This is a genomic window from Pseudomonas sp. D4-21 (genome assembly GCF_051132125.1).
GTDB lineage: Bacteria > Pseudomonadota > Gammaproteobacteria > Pseudomonadales > Pseudomonadaceae > Aquipseudomonas.
Genome location: NZ_CP071664.1, coordinates 3657913 through 3680567 on the forward strand (window position 1 = coordinate 3657913; position 22655 = coordinate 3680567).

Consider the following 22655-nt stretch of genomic DNA (forward strand, 5'->3'; position numbering starts at 1 on the left):
AAGTGAAAGGCGGTTGGCGCCTGACGCGGCACCGCTATATATAGTGGCTGCAAGGTGAGGTCAAGGGCGGGGTCGCCCTCACACTGGCCTCAAGACTTGGAAAAGATGCTCTCCTCGACCTGCACCAAAGCAAAGCGCGGCACTTGTTCGCCGTCAACTTCGACAGACTCCTGGAACATGCTCAACGGACGCACCCAAAAGCCGTAATCGCCATACAGGGCTTGATAGAAGACCACTTCTTCCTCGGTCTCGGAATGCCGCGCAACGCTGAATACGCGGTACTGCGGACCTTTGTAATGTTGGTAGAGCCCAGGTTGTATCGGCATGCGTTGGCCCTCACTCAAATTTTTTCAAAATAAAAACAAAATCTTTCTTTTACTAAACCCGAAAAACAAAAACCGGGGCACTTGGCCCCGGCTTCCATCAACGCAACGCTTAGACGCGTTCGAAGACAGTGGCGATGCCCTGGCCGAGGCCAATGCACATGGTGGACACCCCTAAAGTGCCGCCGTTCTGCTTCATGACGTTGAGCAGCGTGCCAGAGATACGCGCACCAGAGCAACCGAACGGGTGACCCAGGGCGATCGCGCCGCCGTGCAGGTTAACCTTCTCGTTCATCTTGTCGAGTACTTTCAAATCTTTCAGCACAGGCAGGGCCTGTGCGGCGAAAGCTTCGTTGAGCTCGAAGAAGTCGATATCGGAAATGCTCAGGCCCGCGCGCTTCAAGGCTTTCTGCGTAGCCGGTACTGGACCATAGCCCATGATCGCCGGGTCCACACCCGCGACAGCCATCGAACGAATCACGGCCATCGGCTGGATGCCCAGGTCCTGGGCACGCTGGGCCGACATCACGATCATGCACGAGGCACCGTCGGTGATCTGCGACGAAGTACCCGCCGTCACGGTGCCGCCCTTAGGATTGAAGGCCGGCTTCAAGGTCGCCAGGCTTTCCAGGGTGGTTTCCGGACGAATGGTTTCGTCGTAGTCGAACAGTTTCAAGAAGCCGTTCTCGTCGTAGCCCTGCATCGGGATGATTTCATCCTTGAACTTGCCTTCCACCGTCGCCTTGTGGGCGAGCTGGTGGGAGCGCACGCCAAAGGCGTCCTGCTGTTCGCGGGTGATGCCATGCATCTTGCCGAGCATTTCCGCGGTCAGGCCCATCATGCCCGAGGCTTTTGCCGCGTACAGCGACATGTGCGGGTTCGGATCGACACCGTGCATCATGCTCACGTGGCCCATGTGCTCGACACCGCCGACCACGAACACATCACCGTTACCGGTCATGATCGCCTGGGCGGCGGTGTGCAGCGCGCTCATGGACGAACCGCACAGGCGGCTGACCGTCTGGCCGGCAGCGGTGTGAGGGATCTGGGTCATCAGCGAAGCCATGCGGGCGATGTTCCAGCCCTGCTCCAGGGTCTGGTTCACGCAGCCCCAGATCACGTCCTCGACTTCGTTGGGGTCGACCTTGACGTTGCGTTCCAGCAGTTTGCTGATCAGGTGCGCCGACATGTCTTCGGCGCGAGTGTTGCGGTGCATGCCGCCCTTGGAGCGGCCCATCGGCGTACGACCGAAGTCGACAATCACGACGTCTCTAGGATTCAAGCTCATAAATGTTCTCTCGCTCTAGTCGTTGGGCGCTTAACCGAAGAAACGCTGGCCGTTCTTGGCCATTTCACGCAGCTTCGCGGTCGGGTGGTACAACGCGCCCAGATCAGCGTACTGGTCAGCCAGGGCAACGAACTCGGCCACACCGATCGAATCGATGTAGCGCAGCGCACCGCCACGGAATGGAGGGAAACCGATGCCGTAGACCAGACCCATGTCGGCTTCGGCGGCGGTTTCGACAATGCCGTCTTCCAGGCAACGCACGGTTTCCAGGCACAGCGGGATCATCATCCAGTTGATGATGTCCTCGTCGGTGACTTCGCGCTGCTCGTAGACGATCGGCTTGAGCACTTCCAGCACCGACGAATCGGCGACTTTCTTCTGCTTGCCGCGCTTGTCGGTTTCATAGGCGTAGAAGCCCTTGCCGTTCTTCTGTCCCAGGCGCTTGGCTTCGTAGAGCACGTCGACGGCGGAACGACGGTCGTCTTTCATGCGGTCCGGGAAGCCTTCAGCCATGACGTCGCGACCGTGGTGGCCGGTGTCGATGCCGACCACGTCCATCAGGTACGCCGGGCCCATCGGCCAGCCGAATTTTTCCATGATCTTGTCGATGCGCACGAAGTCCACACCAGCACTGACCAGCTTGGCGAAACCGCCGAAGTACGGGAACAGCACGCGGTTGACCAAAAAGCCCGGGCAATCGTTGACGACGATCGGGTTCTTGCCCATTTTTTTGGCGTAGGCCACGGTGGTGGCAATCGCCTCCTCGCTGGATTTCTCGCCACGGATCACTTCCACCAGGGGCATCATGTGCACCGGGTTGAAGAAATGCATGCCGACGAAGTTTTCCGGACGCTTGAGGGCTTTGGCCAGCAGCGAAATGGAAATGGTCGAGGTGTTCGACGCGAGGATGGTGTCCTCTTTGACCTTGTCTTCGACTTCAGCCAGAACCGCCTGCTTGACCTTCGGGTTCTCGACAACCGCTTCGACCACCAGGTCGACGTGGCCGAAATCGCCGTAGGACAACGTCGGACGAATGCCATTGAGCACTTCGGCCATCTTCGCGGCGGTCATGCGACCTTTGTCGACGCGACCGACCAGCAGCTTGGCGGCTTCGGCCAACCCCTGCTCGATGCCGTGTTCATTGATGTCCTTCATCAGGATCGGCGTGCCCTTGGACGCCGACTGATAGGCGATGCCGCCACCCATGATGCCGGCGCCGAGCACGGCGGCCTGTTTCACGTCACGGGCAATTTCGTCGTAGGCCTTGGCCTTTTTCTTCAGCTCCTGATCATTGAGGAACAGACCGATCAGGCTCTGGGCGGCAGACGTCTTGGCCAGTTTCACGAAACCGGCGGCTTCGACTTCCAAGGCTTTGTCGCGACCGAAATTCGCGGCTTTCTGGATGGTCTTGATCGCCTCGACCGGTGCCGGGTAGTTCGGGCCCGCCTGGCCGGCGACGAAACCTTTGGCGGTCTCGAAGGCCATCATCTGTTCGATGGCGTTGAGCTTGAGTTTTTCCAGCTTCGGCTGGCGCTTGGCCTTGTAGTCAAACTCGCCGCTGATGGCGCGCTTGACGGTTTCAAGGGCCGCCTCCAGAAGCTTGCCGGGTTCGACCACCGCATCCACGGCGCCGACTTTCAGCGCGTCTTCGGCACGGTTTTCCTTGCCAGCGGCAATCCACTCGATAGCGTTGTCAGCACCGATCAGGCGCGGCAGGCGCACGGTGCCGCCGAAACCCGGGTAGATGCCCAGCTTGACTTCCGGCAGGCCGATCTTGGCCGCGGTGGACATGACGCGGTAGTCCGCCGCCAGGCACATTTCCAGGCCGCCACCCAGTGCGATGCCGTTGATGGCCGCGACGGTCGGTACGTTGAGGTCTTCAAAGTCGCTGAAGATACGGTTGGCTTCGAGGTTGCCAGCGATCAGTTCGGCATCGGGCAGCTTGAAGTTGTCGACGAATTCGGTGATGTCGGCGCCGACGATGAACACGTCCTTGCCACTGCTGACGATCACACCCTTGATCGACGCATCTGCCTTGATAGTGTCCACGGCCTGACGCAATTCATTCAGGGTTAGACGGTTGAACTTGTTGACGGACTCACCCTTGAGGTCGAATTTCAGTTCGACGATGCCACTTTCAAGAGCCTTAACCGTGATGGCTTTACCTTCGTAAATCATCAACTGATCTCCACGATATGGAAGCTGAACAGTACACGTTGGACGCTGGCCCCTGGCTCCACATGGACATAACCGCCGATGCTACGCCAATTCGCCAGACACACCCGTCAACGCGATAGTCGGGTTCTGTAGGAACGTTCTGAAAATACAAACGCTCAATTCATACGCCCGTTTGATTTGGGTACGTCACCTTCACGGAATTTCCGACAATTGTCAATCGCCCTAAACAGGCGTTTGAACGGGACTCCGCAGTCATTTCCGTACCGCCTGGATCCGTAACACGACCTTGCATGAGCGACCATTCATAGAATCAATCATTAGAAAAGTCGCCCTAATTCCAGGCGCACCGGATTCAACCGACTAAGCTGGTGACAATATGATTGAGTACGCGGGGAACAGGACGTTTCGAAGCACGCCCTGGAAAGAATGGTTTTACCGGCCTGCCTGGCCAACCCGCCCGATGATGCTGTCGGGCTTTTTTACGCTCAGGCCAACGCCTTTAATACGGCAGAAATGTCCTGCAAAACACTGGCTTCGCCTTTCTCTCCCCAATACAGGGCGATCATTTGCCGGTCGGCCTCGACCTTATAGACATTGGCTGGCAATGCTCGGAAGTGGCCGAGCAACGCTTCATCCTGGCACACCTCCTGCCATTGGTTGACCCACACCCCTGGAGCCTTTTGCCAATAACTCCAGCTGGCCGGCTGGCTGCCCCGCCGGGCTCGGTGGTACTGCGCACAGGGGTTTGGTGGCTGCTGGCCAAGCCAATGGGGCCAGTCTTGCGGGGTCAATCGCATGGCCAGCCCGAGGCGTCGCGCCTCCATGCGAAGGGCTATACGCCCGCTCTGTGCGCGGGACGGTCGCAACCATGCCAGGGGGCTTAATACCACCAACAGGATTGACACCACTATCCAGACCGTCATATCTGTACTCCCGAATTCTGATGAGCCCATTGACCTGTATCGCCATCAATGCGCTTGAAACCAGCCATACTTACCGTATCGCCATTCTCTGGAGTGCTTTTCATGTACTACGAACACATCCTGGTCGCCGTCGACCTCACTGAAGAATGCGATCCCGTCGTCAAGCGAGCCCTCGCCCTTTGCGAAGGGCGGGACAACAAACTGTCGCTGGTGCATATCGTCGAGCCGATGGCGATGGCCTTCGGCGGTGACGTTCCGATGGATCTTTCCCAGTTGCAACAGCAGCAGTTCGACCAGGCCAAGGAACGCCTTGACCGATTGATCGTGAAATACCCTGCCTTGAAAAAGGAAAATAGCCACCTGACCTATGGCCAGCCGCGCCAGGAGATCCATCACCTGGCCAAGGAGCAAGGCTGCGACCTGATCGTGGTCGGCAGCCATGGCCGCCATGGCCTGGCGTTGCTGCTGGGCTCTACCGCCAACGACGTGCTGCATGGCGCGCCTTGCGATGTGCTGGCGGTGCACCTGGTCAAGCGCACCTGACCCTGGACCTTCGGGAGCGAGCAAGCTGGCTCCCACAAGGGATTGCGTTTCAAATAAAAAAATCCCGGCGTTCATTGCTGAATGCCGGGAATCTTCTCAACAGCGGATCAAGCGTCCAGCTCAGCCCAACGCTCGACCAGCGCATCCAGCTCAGCCTGCAACTGTTCCAGATGCGCGATTACCTTGGCGGTTTCGGCCGCGGGACGCTGGTAGAAGCCGGCATCAGCCATCTCGGCCTCCACCGCGGCGATCTGCTGCTCCTTCGCGTCGATATCACCTGGCAAGGCTTCCAGTTCACGCTGCAGCTTGTAGCTGAGCTTTTTCTTGGTCGGAGCCGGTGCGGCAGCGGCGGCAACCGGCGCCGGCTCGGCCTTGACGACCGCGGAGTTCAAGTCGGCCTTGCCTGATTTGCTCTCTGTCACACCCAGCAGGCGCGGCGAGCCGCCTTGGCGTAGCCAATCCTGATAACCACCGACATATTCGCGAACCAGCCCCTCGCCTTCGAACACCAACGTGCTAGTGACCACGTTATCGAGGAAGGCCCGATCGTGGCTGACCATCAGCACAGTGCCGTTGAACGTCAACAACACTTCTTCCAGCAGCTCGAGGGTTTCCACGTCCAAGTCGTTGGTTGGTTCGTCGAGCACCAGCAGGTTCGCCGGCTTACTGAACAACTTGGCCAGCAGCAGCCGTGCCCGCTCACCACCAGACAGCGCTTTCACCGGCGTACGGGCGCGCTGTGGGCTGAACAGGAAGTCGCCGAGGTAACTCAATACGTGGCGGCTCTGGCCATCGATTTCGATGAAGTCGCGGCCTTCGGCGACGTTGTCGATCACGGTTTTTTCCAAGTCCAACTGATGGCGCAACTGGTCGAAATAGGCGACGTCGATCTTTGTCCCCTCCTCCACTTTGCCGCTGGTCGGCACCAGGCCGCCAAGCATCAGCTTGAGCAGGGTCGTCTTGCCGGTACCGTTGGCGCCAAGCAGGCCGATCCGGTCACCGCGCTGCAGGACCATGGAGAAATCCTTGATCAGGAACGGGCCGCCCGGATGGGCGAAACTGACATCTTCCAGCACCATGACCTGCTTGCCCGACTTGTCGGCCGTCTCAAGCTGGATATTGGCCTTGCCGGTGCGCTCGCGACGTTCGCTACGCTCCACGCGCAATGCCTTGAGGGCGCGCACACGGCCTTCGTTACGAGTCCGCCGGGCCTTGATGCCCTGGCGGATCCACACTTCTTCCTGGGCCAGGCGCTTGTCGAACAAGGCGTTGGCGGTTTCTTCCGCCGCCAGCACCGCTTCCTTGTGCACCAGGAAACTGGCGTAGTCGCCGTTCCAATCGATCAGGCCGCCACGATCCAGTTCGAGGATGCGGGTCGCCAGGTTCTGCAGGAAGGAACGGTCGTGCGTGATGAACAGAACCGCCCCTTGGAAATCCTTCAGCGCTTCTTCAAGCCAGGCGATGGCACCGATGTCCAGGTGGTTGGTCGGTTCGTCGAGCAGCAAAAGGTCTGGCTCGGACACGAGGGCCTGGGCCAGCAGGACCCGACGACGCCAGCCGCCGGACAGCTCGGCCAAGGTCTTGTCAGCCGGGAGTTGCAGGCGGCTCAAGGTGCTGTCGACCAATTGCTGCAGGCGCCAGCCATCACGGGCCTCGAGGTCGTGCTGCACATGCATCAGCTTGTCCAGGTCGGCATCGGTGACGATGTTCTGGCTCAGGTGGTGATATTCGGCCAGCAGCGCGCCGACACCGTCCAGGCCTTCAGCAACCACGTCGAACACGGTCCGCTCGTCGGCTACCGGCAGCTCTTGGGGCAGCTCGCCGATTTTCAGCCCGGGCGCACGCCAGACGGAGCCGTCATCGGGCTTCTGATCCCCCTTGACCAGCTTCATCATGCTGGACTTGCCAGTGCCGTTGCGGCCGATGATGCACACCCGCTCTCCACGGGCGATCTGCCAGGACACCTTGTCCAACAACGGCATCGCGCCGAAAGCAAGGGACACATCGCTGAATTTGAGCAGGGTCATGAGCTTCTCCAAAAACCGGGCGCGCATTCTACCTGAGAAGAGACCTCGAAAGTCCGTCAATTTCGTCGTCGAAGCACTCTGTACTACAAATGTTGCGAAGTTGTGCCAACAGTCCCGCAAAGCTTTCGCCGGTTGCTGGCAAAAGGCTAAGCTACAGGCAAGTTACCCTGGGTTTCTCCCTGGGCTTGTCATGTTTATCTTTGCCCGGACGTATCATGCGCAGTCGCCTTTTCAGTGTTTTATCTTGTTTGTTTGTATGTGCCACTGCCGTTCAAACCGCCCATGCGGTGGATATTTCCACCCAGCGCCAGTACTACGACGAGGCCAAGCGCGCTCTGGCCAAAGGCGATTCCGCTCCCTACTTTCGCTACAGCCAGGCCCTGCGCGATTATCCGCTGGAACCGTACCTGGCCTATGACGAACTGACTGCGCGACTCAAGAGCGCGAGCAACGCCGAAATCGAAAAATTCCTCGCCGAACATGGCGACCTGCCCCAGGCCAACTGGATGAAGTTGCGCTGGTTGCGCTGGTTGGCCGAACGTGGCGACTGGGCAACCTTCGTCAAGTATTACGATCCCAAGCTCAACTTCACCGAGCTGGATTGCCTCAACGCTCAATATCAACTGAGCCATGGCCTTAAGGCCGAAGGTTATGCCAACGCCGAGAAACTATGGCTTACCGGTAAATCCCAGCCGACGGCTTGCGACGCGCTGTTCGGCATGTGGGCCGCGCAAGGCCAGTTGACCGAGCAGAAACGCTGGGAGCGCGCGAAACTGGCGGCCCAGGTACGCAACTATCCGCTGGCCAATAGCCTGATCAGCGGCCTGACCACCCTTGCCCCCCGAGGCAAGCTGTTGGTTGACGTCGCGCAAAAGCCCGAACTGCTCAACCAGCCTTCGCGCTTCATGCCCGCCGATGAGCCCATGTCCGATGTCGTCAGTCTTGGCCTGCGCCGCCTGGCCCGCCAGGACCCGGAAAAAGCCATGTCATTGCTGGAGGGCTATGCCAGCACCATGCGTTTCTCTCGGGACGAGAAGGTCGCCATCGCCCGGGAAATCGGCCTGACCCTGGCCAAGCGCTTCGATAGCCGCGCCCTGGATGTCATGACCAAATATGACCCGGAGCTTCGGGACGACACCGTATCGGAGTGGCGCTTGCGCCTGCTCCTGCGCCTCGCCCGCTGGGACGACGCCTACCAACTGACCCGCCGGCTGCCCGAATCGCTGGCGAGCACCAATCGCTGGCGCTACTGGCAGGCCCGTAGCCTGGAATTGGCGCAGCCACAGAACCCCGAAGCGCTGACGCTCTACAAGCATCTGGCTCGCGAGCGTGATTTCTACGGTTTCCTGGCCGCCGACCGGTCCCAGTCACCGTATTCGCTGGTGAACAAGCCGCTGCCCATGAGCCAGGCGCTGATCAACAAAGTCCGCAATACACCGGGCATACGTCGGGCGCTGGAATTCCACGCGCGTGGTCAAATCGTCGACGGACGCCGCGAGTGGTATCACGTCAGCCGCCATTTCAGCCGGGACGAAATGGTCGCCCAGGCGAAACTGGCCTACGACCTCAAGTGGTATTTCCCAGCCATCCGCACCATCAGCCAGGCCAAATACTGGGATGACTTGGATATCCGTTTCCCGATGGCCTACCGCGACACGCTGGTGCGAGAAGCCAAGATCCGCGGCTTGCACCCTAGCTGGGCGTTCGCCATCACCCGGCAGGAAAGTGCGTTCATGGACGACGCCCGCTCCGGTGTCGGCGCCAGCGGCCTCATGCAATTGATGCCGGCCACGGCCAAGGAAACCGCGCGCAAATTCAACATTCCCCTGGCATCACCGCAGCAAGTCTTCAACCCGGACAAGAATATCCAGCTGGGCGCGGCGTACCTGAGCCAGGTGCACAGCCAGTTCAACGGCAACCGCGTCCTCGCCTCCGCCGCCTACAACGCCGGCCCCGGTCGCGTGCGCCAATGGTTGCGCGGTGCAGACCACCTGAGCTTCGACGTCTGGGTCGAAAGCATCCCCTTCGACGAAACCCGCCAATACGTGCAGAACGTGTTGTCGTACTCGGTCATCTACGGCCAGAAGCTCAACTTGCCGCAACCGCTGGTGGACTGGCATGAGCGGTATTTTGATGATCAGTGAGTATTAGCGAGACGCTGTTCCTGAGAAGAAAAAAATGCCCGCATCGAAAGATGCGGGCATTTTTGGTCGGCTACTTGGTCTGTTGCTGGACCTTGTGGGAGCGAGCTTGCTCGCGATGGCGTCGGCACCTTCAACATGGATGCAAGCTGACCCACCGCTATCGCGAGCAAGCTCGCTCCCACAGGGGATTCGTGTGGACGCTGCGCTCAGTCGGCTGCCGAGTCCAAGCCAACGTTGAACTGCAACGCTGCCAACCGCGCATACAGCGCATTGCTTGCAACCAGTTCCTGATGGCTACCCACCGCAACCACCTTGCCTTGGTCCATCACCGCAATCCGGTCGGCGTTTTTCACCGTGGCCAGGCGATGGGCGATGACCAGGGTGGTACGGTTCTTCATCAGGCTGGGCAAGGCTTGCTGGATCAGGTGTTCACTTTGCGCGTCGAGGGCGCTGGTGGCTTCGTCCAGTAGCAGGATTGGCGCGTCCACCAGCAGGGCCCGGGCGATCGCCAGGCGTTGGCGCTGGCCGCCGGACAGCCCAAGGCCGCCATCGCCCAGGTGGGTCTGGTAGCCGTCAGGCATTTTTTCTATGAAATCATGGGCGTGGGCAATCTGCGCAGCCTCGCGTACCTGCTCGAATGTTGCTTGGGGATTGCCGTAGCGAAGATTTTCTTCGACCGTGCCGAAAAACAGTGCCGGGTTTTGAGAAACCAGGGCGAAATGACGACGCAGGTCCAAAGGGTCGACCGAGGTCAACGGCACGTCGTCGATCAGGATCCGCCCTTGCACCGGATCGTAGAAGCGCAGCAGCAGGTCATACACCGTTGACTTGCCCGCGCCGGATGGCCCGACGAGGGCCAGGGTTTCGCCGGCCTTGATGCTCAGGTCGAGGCCATCGACCGCATAGCTGTCCGGTCGGGAGGGGTAGGAAAAACGCACGCCTTCAAGGCGCAGGTCACCCCGCACCCGCTCCGGCAACGTCACCAGCCCTGTGACCGGTGGCTGGATAATGTTCTGCGAACGCAGCAACTCGGCAATGCGTTCCGCGGCGCCCGCTGCCCGTTGCAGCTCGCCGATCACTTCGCTGAGGGTGCCAAAGGCGCTGCCAACGATCAGGCTGTAGAACACGAACGCCGCGAGTTCGCCGCCGGAAATCCGCCCGGCGATCACATCCATGCCGCCGACCCAGAGCATCACCCCTACCGCACCCAGCACCAGCACGATCACCAGGGTGATCAACCAGGCCCGCTGGGCGATGCGCTTGCGGGCGGTGTCGAAGGCTTGCTCCACCGTCACGGAAAAACGTTGTTCATCTTGGACCTGGTGGTTGTAGGCCTGCACGGTCTTGATCTGGCCGAGGGTTTCGGAGACGTAGCTGCCGACGTCGGCGATGCGGTCCTGGCTCTGGCGCGACAAGCTGCGCACCCGTCGCCCGAACACCAGGATCGGCGCCAGGACCAATGGCAGGGCAATGACCACGATACTGGTCAACTTGGGGTTGGTGAAAAACAGCAGCACAATGCCACCAATCACCATCAAGGCGTTGCGCAGGAACAACGACAGCGACGAACCAATCACCGATTGCAGCAGAGTCGTATCGGCGGTCAGGCGTGACTGGATTTCCGAACTGCGATTGTTCTCGTAGAAGCCCGGGTGCAGATACACCAGGTGATTGAAGACCTGCCGCCGGATATCGGCCACCACCCGCTCACCGATCCATGACACGAGATAAAAGCGTGCAAACGTACCGATAGCCAGGCCCACCACCAGCACCATGAACAGGCCAATGGACTGATTGAGCAGATGCGGCGAACGGGTCATGAAGCCTTGGTCCACCAGCAGGCGGATCCCTTGGCCCATGGACAACGTGATACCGGCCGTGACAATCAGGGCCAGCAAAGCACCGGCGACCTGTTTGCGGTAAGGGGCGATGAAGCCGCTGGCCAGGCGTATTGCGCGGCGATGTCGTGAGGAAAGCATCGAGAGTGTCCGATAATGGAACAGGAAAAGATTGGCCATCAGTACCGAAACGCAGCGGAACCAAGTGGAATCGAAATGAGTCAGGTTAAATATGACCGCCGAGACTAATGCCTAGATGTTATCGGTCTAACGTCTGGCTGGAAACGCGAGTGTGTTTCTGGTTGAGTGGAGCTGTCGTCATGGACCTTCAAGGAGTGTCATGGCTCGGTCACCTGACGACATTACGATAGGCACGCAACCTGATGAGGAGACAGGCCATGTCCTTGCAACACAGCAGCGACGACAAGATTCAAGTAATCCGCACGCAACCGGACCAGTCCCTGGGCTGCTCGTTCATCGATGCCCAAGGGCGCGAAGTACCGATCACCGAAGACATGATCCAGAAAGCCTGCAGCGAGCTGGAGAAACGACTGGTCAAACCTGCCGAACAAAAGTGATACAGCCCGTCTTCAATTGAACCCGACCTTGATGTCGGGTTTTTTATGCCTGTTCACCGGGCTTAAACGATAGTAGCTCCCAGGGCCGTCACGATCTGCTGCAAGGCCGTCGACTGCCCTTCGATACGCACCTTCAAGCTGTCGATCTCCCGGCGTGGCGGGTAATGCTTGCGCAACGCATCAAACGCACTGCGCTGCTCAGCCACCGTACCGATCAAGCTGCGGCGAAAATCCGCATCGTCGCGGCGCGGGTCGTACACGCTCCGGCACAACACCGCCAGCGCCCAAGCCGGGTCGGTATCGGCATCCAGCGTGATGCCCCCGAGCCAGGGCCAGGGTAACAAGTCGGCCAGATCGACTTCGGCGGGCCGCCCAAGAAAGTCGCACAGGGCCTGGTAGATCTGCGCCGTGCCGCGCTGGCGACCGTCAAGGCTGTAGCCGGCAATGTGCGGGGTGGCGATCACGCAGAGGTCGGCCAGGTCCACGTCCACCGTCGGCTCCTGCTCCCAGACATCAAGCACCGCCTGGAGGTCTTCGCGCTCCAACAGCACCTCGCGCAACGCCGAGTTATCGATGACCGGGCCGCGCGCGGCGTTGATCAGCCAGGTGCCAGGCTTCAGGCTGTTCAAGCGATGCTCATCAAAAAGGTGCCAAGTCACGTGCTCACCCGTGCGAGCCAATGGCGTGTGCAGGCTGATGACGTCGCATTCCTCGATGATCTGCTCCAGGCTCACGTAGTCGCCGCCTTCGGCAGCGTGGCGAGGCGGGTCGCAGACTTTTACAGCCCAGCCCAGGCCCTTGAGCACCTCGATCAACCGCCCACCTACCTGCCCCGCGCCGACCACGCCAAACGTGCGCTGCGCAAGATCCGCGCCTTCGATCTCAGCCAGGGCCATAAGGCTGCCCAGTACGTAATCCACCACGCCACGGGCATTGCAGCCAGGCGCGCTGGCCCAGCGGATGCCGGCCTCGGCAAAATAATCCAGGTCCAGGTGATCAGTGCCAATGGTGCAAGTGCCGACGAAGCGCACCTTGCTGCCTTCCAGCAGGGCTCGATTGACCTGGCTGACCGACCGTACCAACAGCACATCGGCCTGCTCTACCAATGCCCGGTCAATGCCCCGCCCCGGCACCCGGCGGATCTCACCGAAACCTTGGAAAAATGCATCGAGCAGGGGAATGTTTTCGTCGGCGACGATCAGCATGGCAGAGCTCCTTTGGCGGGACGGGCAGTGTAGGCGTTCCTCGCCTCGATGGGCCAGCCCATTACGTCAGTGAACCCGTTTGTGGCGAGGAAGCTTGCTCCCGCTGGCCTGCGAAGCGGGCCCAAAAGGCAGGCGACTGCTGCGCAGTCGAGCGGGAGCAGGTTCCCTCGCAACAAGCATTCGTACGACTAAGCGAGCGATTACAAATCCACAACACAGGTTTTTTCCTGACCACTGCGTCAAGGCGTAGAATCCGCCGCCTTGCGTTTATCTTTTTCGGATGCTTGCCTCGTGAATCCTGCAATCGACACTCCTTCCGTCCTCTCTCGCCCCGCCCGGGTTCGCCTGGAGCTCAAGACGCTGCTCGCCCTCGCCTTGCCGATCATGGTGGCGCAATTGGCGACCACTGCCATGGGTTTTGTCGATGCGGTGATGGCCGGGCGGGTCGGCCCGCGGGACCTCGCCGCAGTGGCGCTGGGTAATTCGATCTGGGTGCCGGTATTCCTGTTGATGACCGGCACGCTGCTGGCCACTACGCCAAAAGTTGCCCAGCGTTTCGGGGCCGGCACGTTCGAACAGATTGGCCCCTTGGTGCGCCAGGCATTGTGGTTGGCCCTCGCGGTGGGGCTGGTCGCGACATTGGCGCTGTTCAGCGCCGAGCCGATCCTGCATGTGATGCAGGTCGATCCCGAATTGATCGGCCCTTGCATGGAATACCTGCGGGGTATAGGCACCGGGCTCCCGGCAGTGGCGCTCTATTACGTACTGCGCTGTTTCAGCGACGGCCTGGGGCGCACGCGACCGGCCATGGTGCTGGGGCTGTGCGGACTGGCGCTGAACATTCCGCTCAATTACATCTTCATCTACGGGCACCTGGGCGTCCCAGCCATGGGCGGGGTTGGCTGCGGCTGGGCCACCGCCATCGTGATGTGGTTCATGGCAGCGGGCATGGCGATCTGGACGTATCGGGCCCCAATCTATCAATCGAGCCGTCTGTTCGCCCGTTTCGACTGGCCGCAATGGTCGATGATCAAGCGCCTGCTGGGCATCGGCCTGCCGATTGGCATCGCGGTGTTTGCCGAGTCGAGCATCTTTGCGGTGATCGCCCTGCTGATCGGCAGCCTCGGCGCCACGGTGGTGGCCGGGCACCAGATCGCGCTGAACTTCAGCTCGCTGGTGTTCATGATCCCCTACTCCCTGGGCATGGCCGTGACGGTACGGGTAGGCCAGGCGCTGGGGCGTGGCCAGCCTCGAGAGGCGCGCTTCGCTGCGGGCGTCGGCATGGGCACGGCCCTGGCGTACGCGTGCCTGTCAGCGAGCGTGATGTTCGCGCTGCGCGGCCCCATCGCAGCGATCTACACAGCCGATCCGCGGGTGATCGAGGTCGCATCGATGCTGATCGTCTACGCGGCGCTGTTCCAGTTTTCCGATGCGATCCAGGTCACGGCGGCCGGCGCATTGCGCGGCTACCAGGACACCCGGGTGACGATGATCCTGACGCTCTTCGCTTACTGGGGCATCGGCTTGCCGGTGGGTTACGCCCTGGGCCTGACCGACAGGCTCGGCACCGCCAGTGGCCCAAGCGGATTATGGCAAGGCTTGATCGTGGGGTTGAGCTGCGCGGCGCTGATGCTGTCGATTCGCCTGGCACGCAGCGCGCGAGGGCAGATCCGCATCAGCCGTGCGACGGGTTAGGCGAGTTTCTTGCGGATCCAGTAGAGGTAGGTGCCGGCGTCCTCTTGCTGGGCCACCAGCTCGTGGTCCAGAAACACGCAGAACTTAGGGATGTCGCGGCGAGTCGAGGGGTCGGTGGCGATGACTTTGAGCAGGCCACCTGGGGCCAGGTCGCGGATATGCTGGTGCAACATCATTACCGGTTCCGGGCAATTCAGACCAGTGGCATCCAGCGTGCCGTCGATTGGCGCATCGTTCATTTCACTCATGATCTACTCCTGAAACTGGCGGGCATTGTCGCGCAATGTCGGCGTTCGGTCACCCCTGGTTCAACACTGCACCCTGTGGGAGCGAGCTTGCTCGCGATGGCGCCAGCACATCCAATATCGATGCAAACTGACCCACCGCTATCGCGAGCTCGCTCCCACAAGGGCTTCATTGGCTTTCGAGGACTAACGGGCCTTCGTTTTTTTGGTGTCCAACCGCCGCAGATGACACGTCACCTCCTCTCGGTCGTGGTACAGCTGCTTGCAGCCGATCTCGACCTGAATGCCCCGGGCCTTGAAACCCTCGGCGATGCGTTCGAGCAGGCGTTTCACCTCGGCGTAACGCTGTTTCATCGGCAACTTGAGGTTGACCACGGCCTCGCGGCAATGGCCCTCGCCGATCCACTCTTCCAGCATCGCCGCGTTGCGCGCCGGTTTCTCGACGATGTCGCAGACCATCCAGTCCACCGGCTGCCTGGGCTTGAACGTGAATCCGTCCGCCATCAAGTGCTGCACCAGGCCGGTGTCCATCAGGCTTTCGGCCATTGGGCCATTGTCGATGGCCGTCACCAGCATGCCACGGTTGACCAATTGCCACGTCCAGCCACCCGGCGCCGCACCGAGGTCCACACCGGTCATGTCGCTGTGCAGGCGTTCGTCCCACTGGTCCCGAGGAATGAAATGGTGCCAGGCCTCCTCAAGCTTGAGTGTGGAGCGGCTCGGCGCGTCCCGGGGGAACTTCAGGCGCGGGATACCCATCGGCCACATCGCTGAGTTATCCGCCTCAGCCATGCCAAGGAAGACTTCACGACCGCTCTTGAAGGTCAGCAGCAGGCGCGGCTTGCGCGGGTCGTCCAGCAGTTTCCCTGCCCCGCCCAAGGCCTTGCGCAGCGGGCCTTCGAACTTCTTGCAGAAGTTCGACAGTTCCTTGCCGTCGTTCGTGTCAACCACCTCCAGCCACAGGCTGCCACACGTCGGGAAGGCCGTCATGTGGGACAGAATGACGCTGATTCGGTCGGTCTCAGGCAGTTCGATGAACGTGCCACGCGCCCACTGCCGAGGAAAAATCAGATTGGCGAAACGTTGCCCGCGCATCAACCGCTCGGCGCCGTCCTCTTCGGTACAGACAAATTCGGCGCAGGCGCTGGCCGGCTTGGCCTTGGCGTACCCGGCGACGTTGAGCCGGGCCGCGTGTTCGGCGATCTCGGAACAGACCTCGCCTTCGAAGCCCGGCCGGCAGTGCATGAAAAGCGTGTTCATTGAAACTCCGTAGCAAAGCCTGTCACGAAAACCGGCGCATGATAGCGGAGTTCGGAACCGCGAACCTTGCTATACAGTCCAGTGATTAGTCATACGTTCAAAACAGGGCTAGGTTAAAGGCTCTGTCCGTTCCGTCAGTCCGTAGCCGTGCGGACTCAAAGGAGTGATTTCAATGCCGTCCATCGATAGCCTGAAAACCCTTAAAACATTGCAAGTCGACGCCAGGACCTACCATTATTTCAGCCTGCCGGACGCAGCGCGAAGCCTGGGCGACCTGGACAAGTTGCCGATGTCCCTCAAGGTTCTGCTGGAAAACCTGTTGCGCTGGGAAGATGACAAAACCGTCACCGGCACCGACCTCAAGGCGCTGGCCGGCTGGCTCAAAGAGCGCCGTTCCGACCGCGAGATTCAATACCGCCCGGCCCGGGTGCTGATGCAGGACTTCACCGGCGTCCCCGCCGTGGTCGACCTGGCGGCCATGCGCGCAGCGGTGGAAAAGGCCGGCGGCGATCCGCAGAGGATCAATCCGCTGTCACCGGTCGACCTGGTCATCGACCACTCGGTGATGGTGGACAAGTTCGCCAGCCAACAGGCCTTCGAGCAGAACGTCGACATCGAGATGCAGCGCAACGGCGAACGCTACGCCTTCCTGCGTTGGGGCCAGAGCGCGTTCGACAATTTCAGCGTGGTGCCACCGGGCACCGGCATCTGCCACCAGGTCAACCTTGAATACCTGGGCCGCACCGTATGGACCAAAGAGGAAGACGGTCGTCTCTACGCCTTCCCCGACACCCTGGTCGGCACCGACTCCCACACCACCATGATCAATGGCCTGGGCGTGCTCGGCTGGGGCGTCGGCGGTATCGAAGCGGAAGCGGCGATGCTCGGCCAACCGGTATCGATGCTGATTCCGGAAGTCATCGGCTTCAAACTCGTCGGCAAACTGCGCGAAGGCATCACCGCCACCGACCTGGTGCTGACTGTCACGCAGATGCTGCGCAAGAAAGGCGTGGTGGGCAAATTCGTCGAGTTCTATGGCGACGGTCTAGCCGACCTGCCATTGGCCGATCGCGCCACCATCGCCAACATGGCCCCGGAGTACGGCGCCACCTGCGGCTTCTTCCCCGTGGACGATGTGACGTTGGACTACCTGCGCCTGTCCGGCCGTCCGACGGAAACCGTGAAACTGGTGGAAGCCTACTGCAAGGCCCAGGGACTGTGGCGGTTGCCAGGGCAGGAACCGGTTTTCACTGACACGCTGGAACTGGACATGGGCAGTGTCGAAGCCAGCCTCGCCGGCCCCAAGCGTCCCCAGGACCGGGTGTCGCTGCCGAATGTCGGCCAGGCCTTCAGCGACTTCCTGGGCCTTCAGATAAAGCCCACCAGCAAAGAAGAAGGTCGCCTCGAAAGCGAAGGCGGCGGCGGTGTCGCGGTGGGCAACGCCGACCAGGTGGGCGAAGCGGAATATGAATTCGAAGGCCAGACCCACCGCCTGAAGAACGGCGCCGTGGTCATCGCGGCGATTACGTCCTGTACCAACACCTCCAACCCCAGCGTGATGATGGCCGCCGGATTGCTTGCGAAAAAAGCCGTGGAAAAAGGCCTGGCCCGCAAGCCTTGGGTGAAGAGTTCCCTGGCACCGGGCTCGAAGGTGGTGACCGACTACTACAAGGCCGCCGGCCTGACCGAATACCTCGACAAACTCGGTTTCGACCTGGTGGGCTATGGTTGCACGACGTGTATCGGCAATTCAGGCCCGCTGCCCGATCCGATTGAAAAAGCCATCCAGAAAGCCGACCTGTCCGTGGCGTCCGTGCTGTCGGGTAACCGCAACTTCGAGGGACGGGTGCATCCTTTGGTGAAAACCAACTGGCTGGCCTCACCGCCACTGGTGGTCGCCTATGCCCTGGCCGGCACCGTGCGCATCGACATCAGCAGCGAACCGCTGGGCAACGACCGCGAAGGCAATCCGGTGTACCTGCGGGACATCTGGCCGAGCAGCAAGGAAGTGGCCGACGCGGTGGCTCAAGTGGACACAAGCATGTTCCACAAGGAATATGCCGCCGTGTTTGCCGGCGACGAGCAATGGCAAGCGATCGAGGTTCCACAAGCCGCGACCTACGTCTGGCAATCGGACTCCACGTACATCCAGCATCCACCGTTCTTCGACGATATTGGCGGGCCTCCACCCGCGGTCAAAAACGTGGAGGGTGCGCGGGTCCTCGCTCTGCTGGGAGACTCGGTGACCACGGACCACATCTCCCCCGCCGGCAACATCAAGGCGGACAGCCCGGCCGGTCGCTACCTGCGCGAACAGGGCGTCGAGCCACGGGACTTCAACTCCTACGGTTCGCGACGGGGCAATCACCAGGTCATGATGCGAGGCACCTTCGCCAACATCCGCATCCGCAACGAAATGCTCGGCGGCGAGGAAGGCGGCAATACGATCTATATCCCCAACGGCGAACGCATGTCGATCTACGATGCCGCGATGTTGTACCAGGCCACCGGCACGCCATTGGTGGTGATCGCGGGTCAGGAATACGGCACGGGGTCAAGTCGAGACTGGGCGGCCAAGGGTACGAACCTGCTGGGAGTCAAAGCCGTTATCGCCGAAAGCTTCGAGCGTATCCACCGCTCCAACCTGGTGGGCATGGGCGTGCTGCCGTTGCAATTCAAGCTCGATCAGAATCGCAAGAGCCTGAACCTCACCGGCAGGGAAACTTTGGACATCCTCGGTTTGAGCGACACCGAGCTGACGCCACGCATGAACCTGCCCGTGGTCATTACCCGCGAAGACGGTAGCCAGGAACGGATTGATGTGTTGTGCCGGATCGACACTTTGAATGAAGTGGAATATTTCAAGGCCGGTGGCATCCTGCACTTTGTCCTACGGCAATTGATTGCAGGATAAAAAGAAGCGTCCTACGAAAACACCGCCTCAGATAGGCGGTGTTTTTGTATGGGCCTGCCTATAATCCCCGCCGGCTCTGCGAGCTTCGCCCGTTTTCCAGCCCCAAGGATTCGACATGCCCGCCCTACCCTGGCCCTACCTGGCCCTTCTCTCGATCGGCTATGGCTTCGCCCTGGTCTATGGCCACCTGGCCTGGACAGCGGCTATTTCGGTCGCGCTGCTGCTGTTCGCCGGGTATGCCGTTCGCCAGCGGCAGACGCCGGTCGGGCAGTTCCTCGGGCATTGCCTGTTCGCGGTGCTCGCGGTCGCGCTGGCCCTGCACTGGATGCCAGGCTTCTTCAACGGCAGGGCCATCGCGGCACAACGTTTTACCGATGATGCCGTGCGATTCGCCATGTACCTGAACCAGGACAAGCCACTGATCGGCTTCTGGTTGCTGTTGTTCTGCCCATGGATCATCGGGCGGCGCCCGTTTCGCTTGTCTGTCTATGCCACGGCCCTGGGCATGTGCATCAGTACGATCCTGGCCCTGGGCGGGGCCATGCTGCTGGGCATGATCAATTGGGCGCCTAAATGGCCAGACTCGGCCTGGCTGTGGGTCCTGAATAATCTTCTTCTGGTGACGTTGGTGGAGGAAGCGCTGTTTCGTGGCTATATCCAGGGAGGCCTGAGCCGGCGCTTTCAACACTTGCGCCATGGCGACAACCTCGCGTTACTGCTGGCCTCGCTGGTGTTCGGCCTGGTGCATGCCGGCGCCGGTTGGGAATGGGTGCTGCTGTCGGGGCTGGCCGGGATCGGTTACGGCCTGGCCTATCGATTGGGTGGCCTGGGTGCAGCGATAGCCACGCATTTTGGCCTCAACCTGCTTCACTTCACCCTGTTTACCTACCCGATGCTGGCGTGACACCGCCGGGAAGAATTATTTCAACAAAAAGCTGACGGTGCCGACAACCTTTCAAAGCCTTGCGGACTACCACACCATGCGTAACAACCAGCCTATTACACAACGCGAAAGGACCTTCCCGGCCCAGCAACGACTTATTTCCACCACCAACGCCAAGGGTGTGATTACCTACTGCAACGATGCTTTCATCGACATCAGTGGTTTTACAAAGGAACAATTGATCCATTCGCCGCACAACCTGGTGCGCCATCCCGACGTTCCGTCAGCCGTGTTCACCCACATGTGGAACACGTTGAAACAAGGCTTGCCATGGATGGGCATCGTCAAGAATCGCTGCCAGAACGGCGATCACTACTGGGTCAACGCCTACGTCACGCCCGTGTTCGAAGGCAATCAGGTCGTAGGCTATGAATCGGTACGGGTCAAACCCACCGCTGAGCAGATTACCCGAGCCGAAGCCCTTTATAAGCGCCTCAACCAAGGCAAATCCGCAGTGCCGGGCAGCGATAAATGGCTGCCGATGCTGCAGGACTGGCTGCCGTTCATCCTGGTCAGCCAGTTGAGTTTCGTTGTCGGCGCTTTTTTCACCTCTTCTTGGGGGTTTGCCCTCGCCGGCCTGCTGTCGGTGCCGTTGGGACTGCTGGGCCTGCAGTGGCAGCAACGCGGTATCAAGCGCCTGCTGCGCCTGGCCGAACAAACCACCTCGGACCCGTTGATCGCACGGATGTTCACCGATAGCCGCGGCGTCCAGGCACGCCTGGAGATGTCGATCCTGAGCCAGGAAGCCCGCCTCAAAACCTGCCTGACCCGCCTGCAGGACACTGCCGAGCACCTGAACGGCCAGGCGCGCCAATCCAGCGCGTTGGCCCACGACAGCTCCAGCGGCCTGGAGCGCCAGCGGGTGGAAACCGAACAAGTGGCCACCGCCATCAACCAGATGGCCGCGACCACCCAGGAAGTCGCCAGCCACGTGCAGCGCACCGCCGATGCCACCCAAGAGGCCAATCGCCTGACGGGACGCGGTCGCGACATTGCAGGCGAAACCCGCGAGGCCATCGAGCGACTGTCGGTCGTCGTGGGCGAGACCGGGCAGACCGTGACCCAGTTGGCCAAGGACAGCGATGAAATCGGTGGCGTGGTTGACGTGATCAAGGGCATCGCCGACCAGACCAACCTGCTGGCCCTCAACGCCGCCATCGAAGCGGCCCGCGCCGGCGAGATGGGACGCGGGTTTGCCGTCGTCGCCGATGAAGTGCGGCAATTGGCCCAACGCACCAGCGAGTCCACTGGGCAGATCCATGCATTGATCGCCAAACTGCAACAGACCGCCACCAACGCCGTGCAGACCATGGACGCCGGTCATCGCCAGGCTGAAGAAGGCGTTGCGCGGGTCATGGAAGCCGACCAGGCACTGGCGGGGATCAGCGAAGCGGTGGCACACATCACCGACATGACCACTCAGATCGCCGCCGCGACCGAGGAACAAAGTTCGGTGGCCGAGGAAATCAGCCGCAACATCAGTAACATCTCGGAACTGGCTGACCAGACCTCCGGGCAGGCCCACAGCTCGGCGCTGCTGAGCGAAGAACTGACCCGCACGGCCAACACGCAGTATTCGTTGGTGGAGCGGTTTAACCGCTGAGTTCAATTGGCGAACCAAAGGCCCGGGCAGCGAAAGCTTCCGGGTTTTTGTCGCCTGGCAGGCCGCTATCGCGAGCAAGCTCGCTCCCACAGGGGGTGTGGGGCGTTCATTCAAATGCATTCCAATGTGGGAGCGAGCTTGCTCGCGATGAGGCCATGACTGGCAGCATCAGTCTTGAGACACAAACCCGGCCACCGCCTGCGCCGCCGCCTCCAAATGCTGCTCATGACTAAACCCCGACGCCTTCAACGGCTTCAGATCATGATCCGCCGCCACCAGCCACATGACCTCGATGCCCGGTGACAACGTGTAGCCCTGCACCGCCTCCCGATTGCCCAACGCATCCCGCTCACCCTGGACGATCAAGGTTCGGGTCTTCAACGTTGCCAAGTGCTCGACCCGCGGTTTCTCCGGTTTGCCTACCGCGTAGAAGGGATAGCCCAGGCACACCAGCGCATCGGCGCCCAGCTCATCAGCCACCAAACTAGCCATGCGCCCGCCCATGGACTTGCCGCCAATGGCCAGCCGCCCAGCGACATAAGGCCGCACGGTGGCGTACACCTCTCGCCAGCATTCCAGCAGCTTTGGCGCAGGGTTCGGTGGACGCTTGCCGCCGTCCACGCGCCGCTGGGCCATGTAGGGAAACTCGAAGCGCAACACATTGACGCCCTGTGCACCTAGGCGGGTGGCCATTTGCGCCATGAAACCGCTGTCCATCGGTGCGCCGGCGCCATGGGCCAGGATCAGGGTCGGCGACTCGGCGCCAGCACCTGGCTTGGCGGCCGTCCACAGCCAACCATGTTCCGCCACGCATCGCGCCCATTGATCCCCGTCAATACTGGCCTTGTGCTGTTTGTCCATGCTTGCCTCGCTTTTAGTCTGCCTATAACTCCAGGCGAAGAACGCCGCACTGCCTTGCGCAGGCACTCACTTCGACTGAACCGTGGA

Annotated in this window: 17 protein-coding genes; 7 read left to right on the top strand and 10 right to left on the bottom strand. The window is 60.9% G+C overall.

Annotation, left to right across the window (positions count from 1 at the left end; genetic code table 11):
- Positions 1–89: 89 nt before the first annotated feature.
- The 4 genes from J3Q04_RS16320 to J3Q04_RS16335 all read right to left on the bottom strand — a co-directional run bounded on the left by J3Q04_RS16320 (position 90) and on the right by J3Q04_RS16335 (position 4712).
- Positions 90–326 (bottom strand): DUF1653 domain-containing protein, encoded by a 237-nt coding sequence (locus J3Q04_RS16320; protein WP_420764684.1) that lies wholly within the window; start codon positions 324–326, stop codon positions 90–92.
- Between the two features lie 109 nt (positions 327–435).
- Entirely contained in the window at positions 436–1611 is a 1176-nt protein-coding gene (gene fadA, locus J3Q04_RS16325) for an acetyl-CoA C-acyltransferase FadA (protein ID WP_420764685.1), read from the bottom strand.
- 30 nt (positions 1612–1641) lie between these two features.
- Positions 1642–3789 (bottom strand): fatty acid oxidation complex subunit alpha FadB, encoded by a 2148-nt coding sequence (gene fadB / locus J3Q04_RS16330; RefSeq protein ID WP_420764686.1) that lies wholly within the window; start codon positions 3787–3789, stop codon positions 1642–1644.
- Between the two features lie 485 nt (positions 3790–4274).
- Positions 4275–4712 (bottom strand): hypothetical protein, encoded by a 438-nt coding sequence (locus J3Q04_RS16335; RefSeq protein ID WP_420764687.1) that lies wholly within the window; start codon positions 4710–4712, stop codon positions 4275–4277.
- A gap of 102 nt (positions 4713–4814) precedes the next feature.
- Between J3Q04_RS16335 and J3Q04_RS16340 the strand changes: the two genes are divergently transcribed.
- Positions 4815–5255 (top strand): universal stress protein, encoded by a 441-nt coding sequence (locus J3Q04_RS16340; protein WP_420764688.1) that lies wholly within the window; start codon positions 4815–4817, stop codon positions 5253–5255.
- Positions 5256–5362: 107 nt separating this feature from the next.
- Here the strand turns inward: J3Q04_RS16340 and J3Q04_RS16345 are convergent, their stop codons facing one another.
- Positions 5363–7282 carry an ATP-binding cassette domain-containing protein gene (locus J3Q04_RS16345; RefSeq protein WP_420764689.1) on the bottom strand — a complete coding sequence of 640 codons (1920 nt, stop codon included), beginning with the start codon at positions 7280–7282 and terminating at the stop codon, positions 5363–5365.
- A 215-nt stretch (positions 7283–7497) separates the two neighbouring features.
- Here J3Q04_RS16345 and J3Q04_RS16350 point away from each other — a divergent pair, with 215 nt between their 5' ends.
- On the top strand, positions 7498–9426 hold the full coding sequence (locus tag J3Q04_RS16350) for a transglycosylase SLT domain-containing protein (RefSeq protein WP_434610566.1): 1929 nt from the start codon (positions 7498–7500) through the stop codon (positions 9424–9426).
- Between the two features lie 206 nt (positions 9427–9632).
- Here the strand turns inward: J3Q04_RS16350 and J3Q04_RS16355 are convergent, their stop codons facing one another.
- Positions 9633–11444: an ABC transporter transmembrane domain-containing protein gene (locus J3Q04_RS16355; protein ID WP_434610563.1), complete on the bottom strand. Its 1812-nt coding sequence runs from the start codon at positions 11442–11444 to the stop codon at positions 9633–9635.
- Between the two features lie 218 nt (positions 11445–11662).
- Between J3Q04_RS16355 and J3Q04_RS16360 the strand changes: the two genes are divergently transcribed.
- Positions 11663–11842 carry a PA1571 family protein gene (locus tag J3Q04_RS16360; RefSeq protein WP_003199629.1) on the top strand — a complete coding sequence of 60 codons (180 nt, stop codon included), beginning with the start codon at positions 11663–11665 and terminating at the stop codon, positions 11840–11842.
- A gap of 62 nt (positions 11843–11904) precedes the next feature.
- Here J3Q04_RS16360 and pdxB read toward each other — a convergent pair whose 3' ends face one another.
- On the bottom strand, positions 11905–13047 hold the full coding sequence (gene pdxB / locus J3Q04_RS16365) for a 4-phosphoerythronate dehydrogenase PdxB (protein WP_434610560.1): 1143 nt from the start codon (positions 13045–13047) through the stop codon (positions 11905–11907).
- A gap of 291 nt (positions 13048–13338) precedes the next feature.
- Here pdxB and J3Q04_RS16370 point away from each other — a divergent pair, with 291 nt between their 5' ends.
- Entirely contained in the window at positions 13339–14742 is a 1404-nt protein-coding gene (locus J3Q04_RS16370; RefSeq protein ID WP_434610558.1) for an MATE family efflux transporter, read from the top strand.
- On the opposite strand, the gene tusA is transcribed toward J3Q04_RS16370, so the two are convergent.
- Together tusA and rlmM are read right to left on the bottom strand one after the other, a co-directional pair.
- Positions 14739–14990, bottom strand: a complete 252-nt coding sequence (gene tusA, locus J3Q04_RS16375; RefSeq protein ID WP_420764694.1) for a sulfurtransferase TusA — start codon at positions 14988–14990, stop codon at positions 14739–14741. The genes J3Q04_RS16370 and tusA overlap by 4 nt on opposite strands.
- Positions 14991–15173: 183 nt before the next feature.
- Positions 15174–16247 (bottom strand): 23S rRNA (cytidine(2498)-2'-O)-methyltransferase RlmM, encoded by a 1074-nt coding sequence (gene rlmM, locus J3Q04_RS16380; protein ID WP_434610556.1) that lies wholly within the window; start codon positions 16245–16247, stop codon positions 15174–15176.
- Positions 16248–16419: 172 nt separating this feature from the next.
- Between rlmM and acnA the strand changes: the two genes are divergently transcribed.
- From acnA to J3Q04_RS16395, 3 genes are all read left to right on the top strand, one after another.
- Positions 16420–19161: an aconitate hydratase AcnA gene (gene acnA, locus J3Q04_RS16385; protein ID WP_434610553.1), complete on the top strand. Its 2742-nt coding sequence runs from the start codon at positions 16420–16422 to the stop codon at positions 19159–19161.
- A gap of 115 nt (positions 19162–19276) precedes the next feature.
- A complete protein-coding gene (locus tag J3Q04_RS16390; RefSeq protein ID WP_420764697.1) occupies positions 19277–20065 on the top strand; it encodes a CPBP family intramembrane glutamic endopeptidase in 789 nt (262 codons plus the stop codon).
- A gap of 76 nt (positions 20066–20141) precedes the next feature.
- Positions 20142–21707 (top strand): methyl-accepting chemotaxis protein, encoded by a 1566-nt coding sequence (locus J3Q04_RS16395; RefSeq protein ID WP_420764698.1) that lies wholly within the window; start codon positions 20142–20144, stop codon positions 21705–21707.
- 168 nt (positions 21708–21875) lie between these two features.
- On the opposite strand, the gene J3Q04_RS16400 is transcribed toward J3Q04_RS16395, so the two are convergent.
- The gene (locus tag J3Q04_RS16400) at positions 21876–22568 is read right to left on the bottom strand and encodes an alpha/beta family hydrolase (protein ID WP_434610549.1); all 693 of its coding nucleotides are present in this window, start codon (positions 22566–22568) and stop codon (positions 21876–21878) included.
- Positions 22569–22655 lie beyond the last annotated feature (87 nt).

Bases quoted from the DNA above. Each gene is read 5' to 3' on its own strand.
- acnA (WP_434610553.1), top strand. From the start codon at position 16,420: ATGCCGTCCATCGATAGCCTGAAAACCCTTAAAACATTGCAAGTCGAC.
- fadB (WP_420764686.1), bottom strand. From the start codon at position 3,789: ATGATTTACGAAGGTAAAGCCATCACGGTTAAGGCTCTTGAAAGTGGC.
- tusA (WP_420764694.1), bottom strand. From the start codon at position 14,990: ATGAGTGAAATGAACGATGCGCCAATCGACGGCACGCTGGATGCCACT.
- J3Q04_RS16345 (WP_420764689.1), bottom strand. From the start codon at position 7,282: ATGACCCTGCTCAAATTCAGCGATGTGTCCCTTGCTTTCGGCGCGATG.
- J3Q04_RS16395 (WP_420764698.1), top strand. From the start codon at position 20,142: ATGCGTAACAACCAGCCTATTACACAACGCGAAAGGACCTTCCCGGCC.
- rlmM (WP_434610556.1), bottom strand. From the start codon at position 16,247: ATGAACACGCTTTTCATGCACTGCCGGCCGGGCTTCGAAGGCGAGGTC.
- J3Q04_RS16320 (WP_420764684.1), bottom strand. From the start codon at position 326: ATGCCGATACAACCTGGGCTCTACCAACATTACAAAGGTCCGCAGTAC.
- J3Q04_RS16355 (WP_434610563.1), bottom strand. From the start codon at position 11,444: ATGGCCAATCTTTTCCTGTTCCATTATCGGACACTCTCGATGCTTTCC.
- J3Q04_RS16350 (WP_434610566.1), top strand. From the start codon at position 7,498: ATGCGCAGTCGCCTTTTCAGTGTTTTATCTTGTTTGTTTGTATGTGCC.
- fadA (WP_420764685.1), bottom strand. From the start codon at position 1,611: ATGAGCTTGAATCCTAGAGACGTCGTGATTGTCGACTTCGGTCGTACG.
- J3Q04_RS16335 (WP_420764687.1), bottom strand. From the start codon at position 4,712: ATGACGGTCTGGATAGTGGTGTCAATCCTGTTGGTGGTATTAAGCCCC.
- J3Q04_RS16360 (WP_003199629.1), top strand. From the start codon at position 11,663: ATGTCCTTGCAACACAGCAGCGACGACAAGATTCAAGTAATCCGCACG.
- J3Q04_RS16400 (WP_434610549.1), bottom strand. From the start codon at position 22,568: ATGGACAAACAGCACAAGGCCAGTATTGACGGGGATCAATGGGCGCGA.
- pdxB (WP_434610560.1), bottom strand. From the start codon at position 13,047: ATGCTGATCGTCGCCGACGAAAACATTCCCCTGCTCGATGCATTTTTC.
- J3Q04_RS16390 (WP_420764697.1), top strand. From the start codon at position 19,277: ATGCCCGCCCTACCCTGGCCCTACCTGGCCCTTCTCTCGATCGGCTAT.
- J3Q04_RS16340 (WP_420764688.1), top strand. From the start codon at position 4,815: ATGTACTACGAACACATCCTGGTCGCCGTCGACCTCACTGAAGAATGC.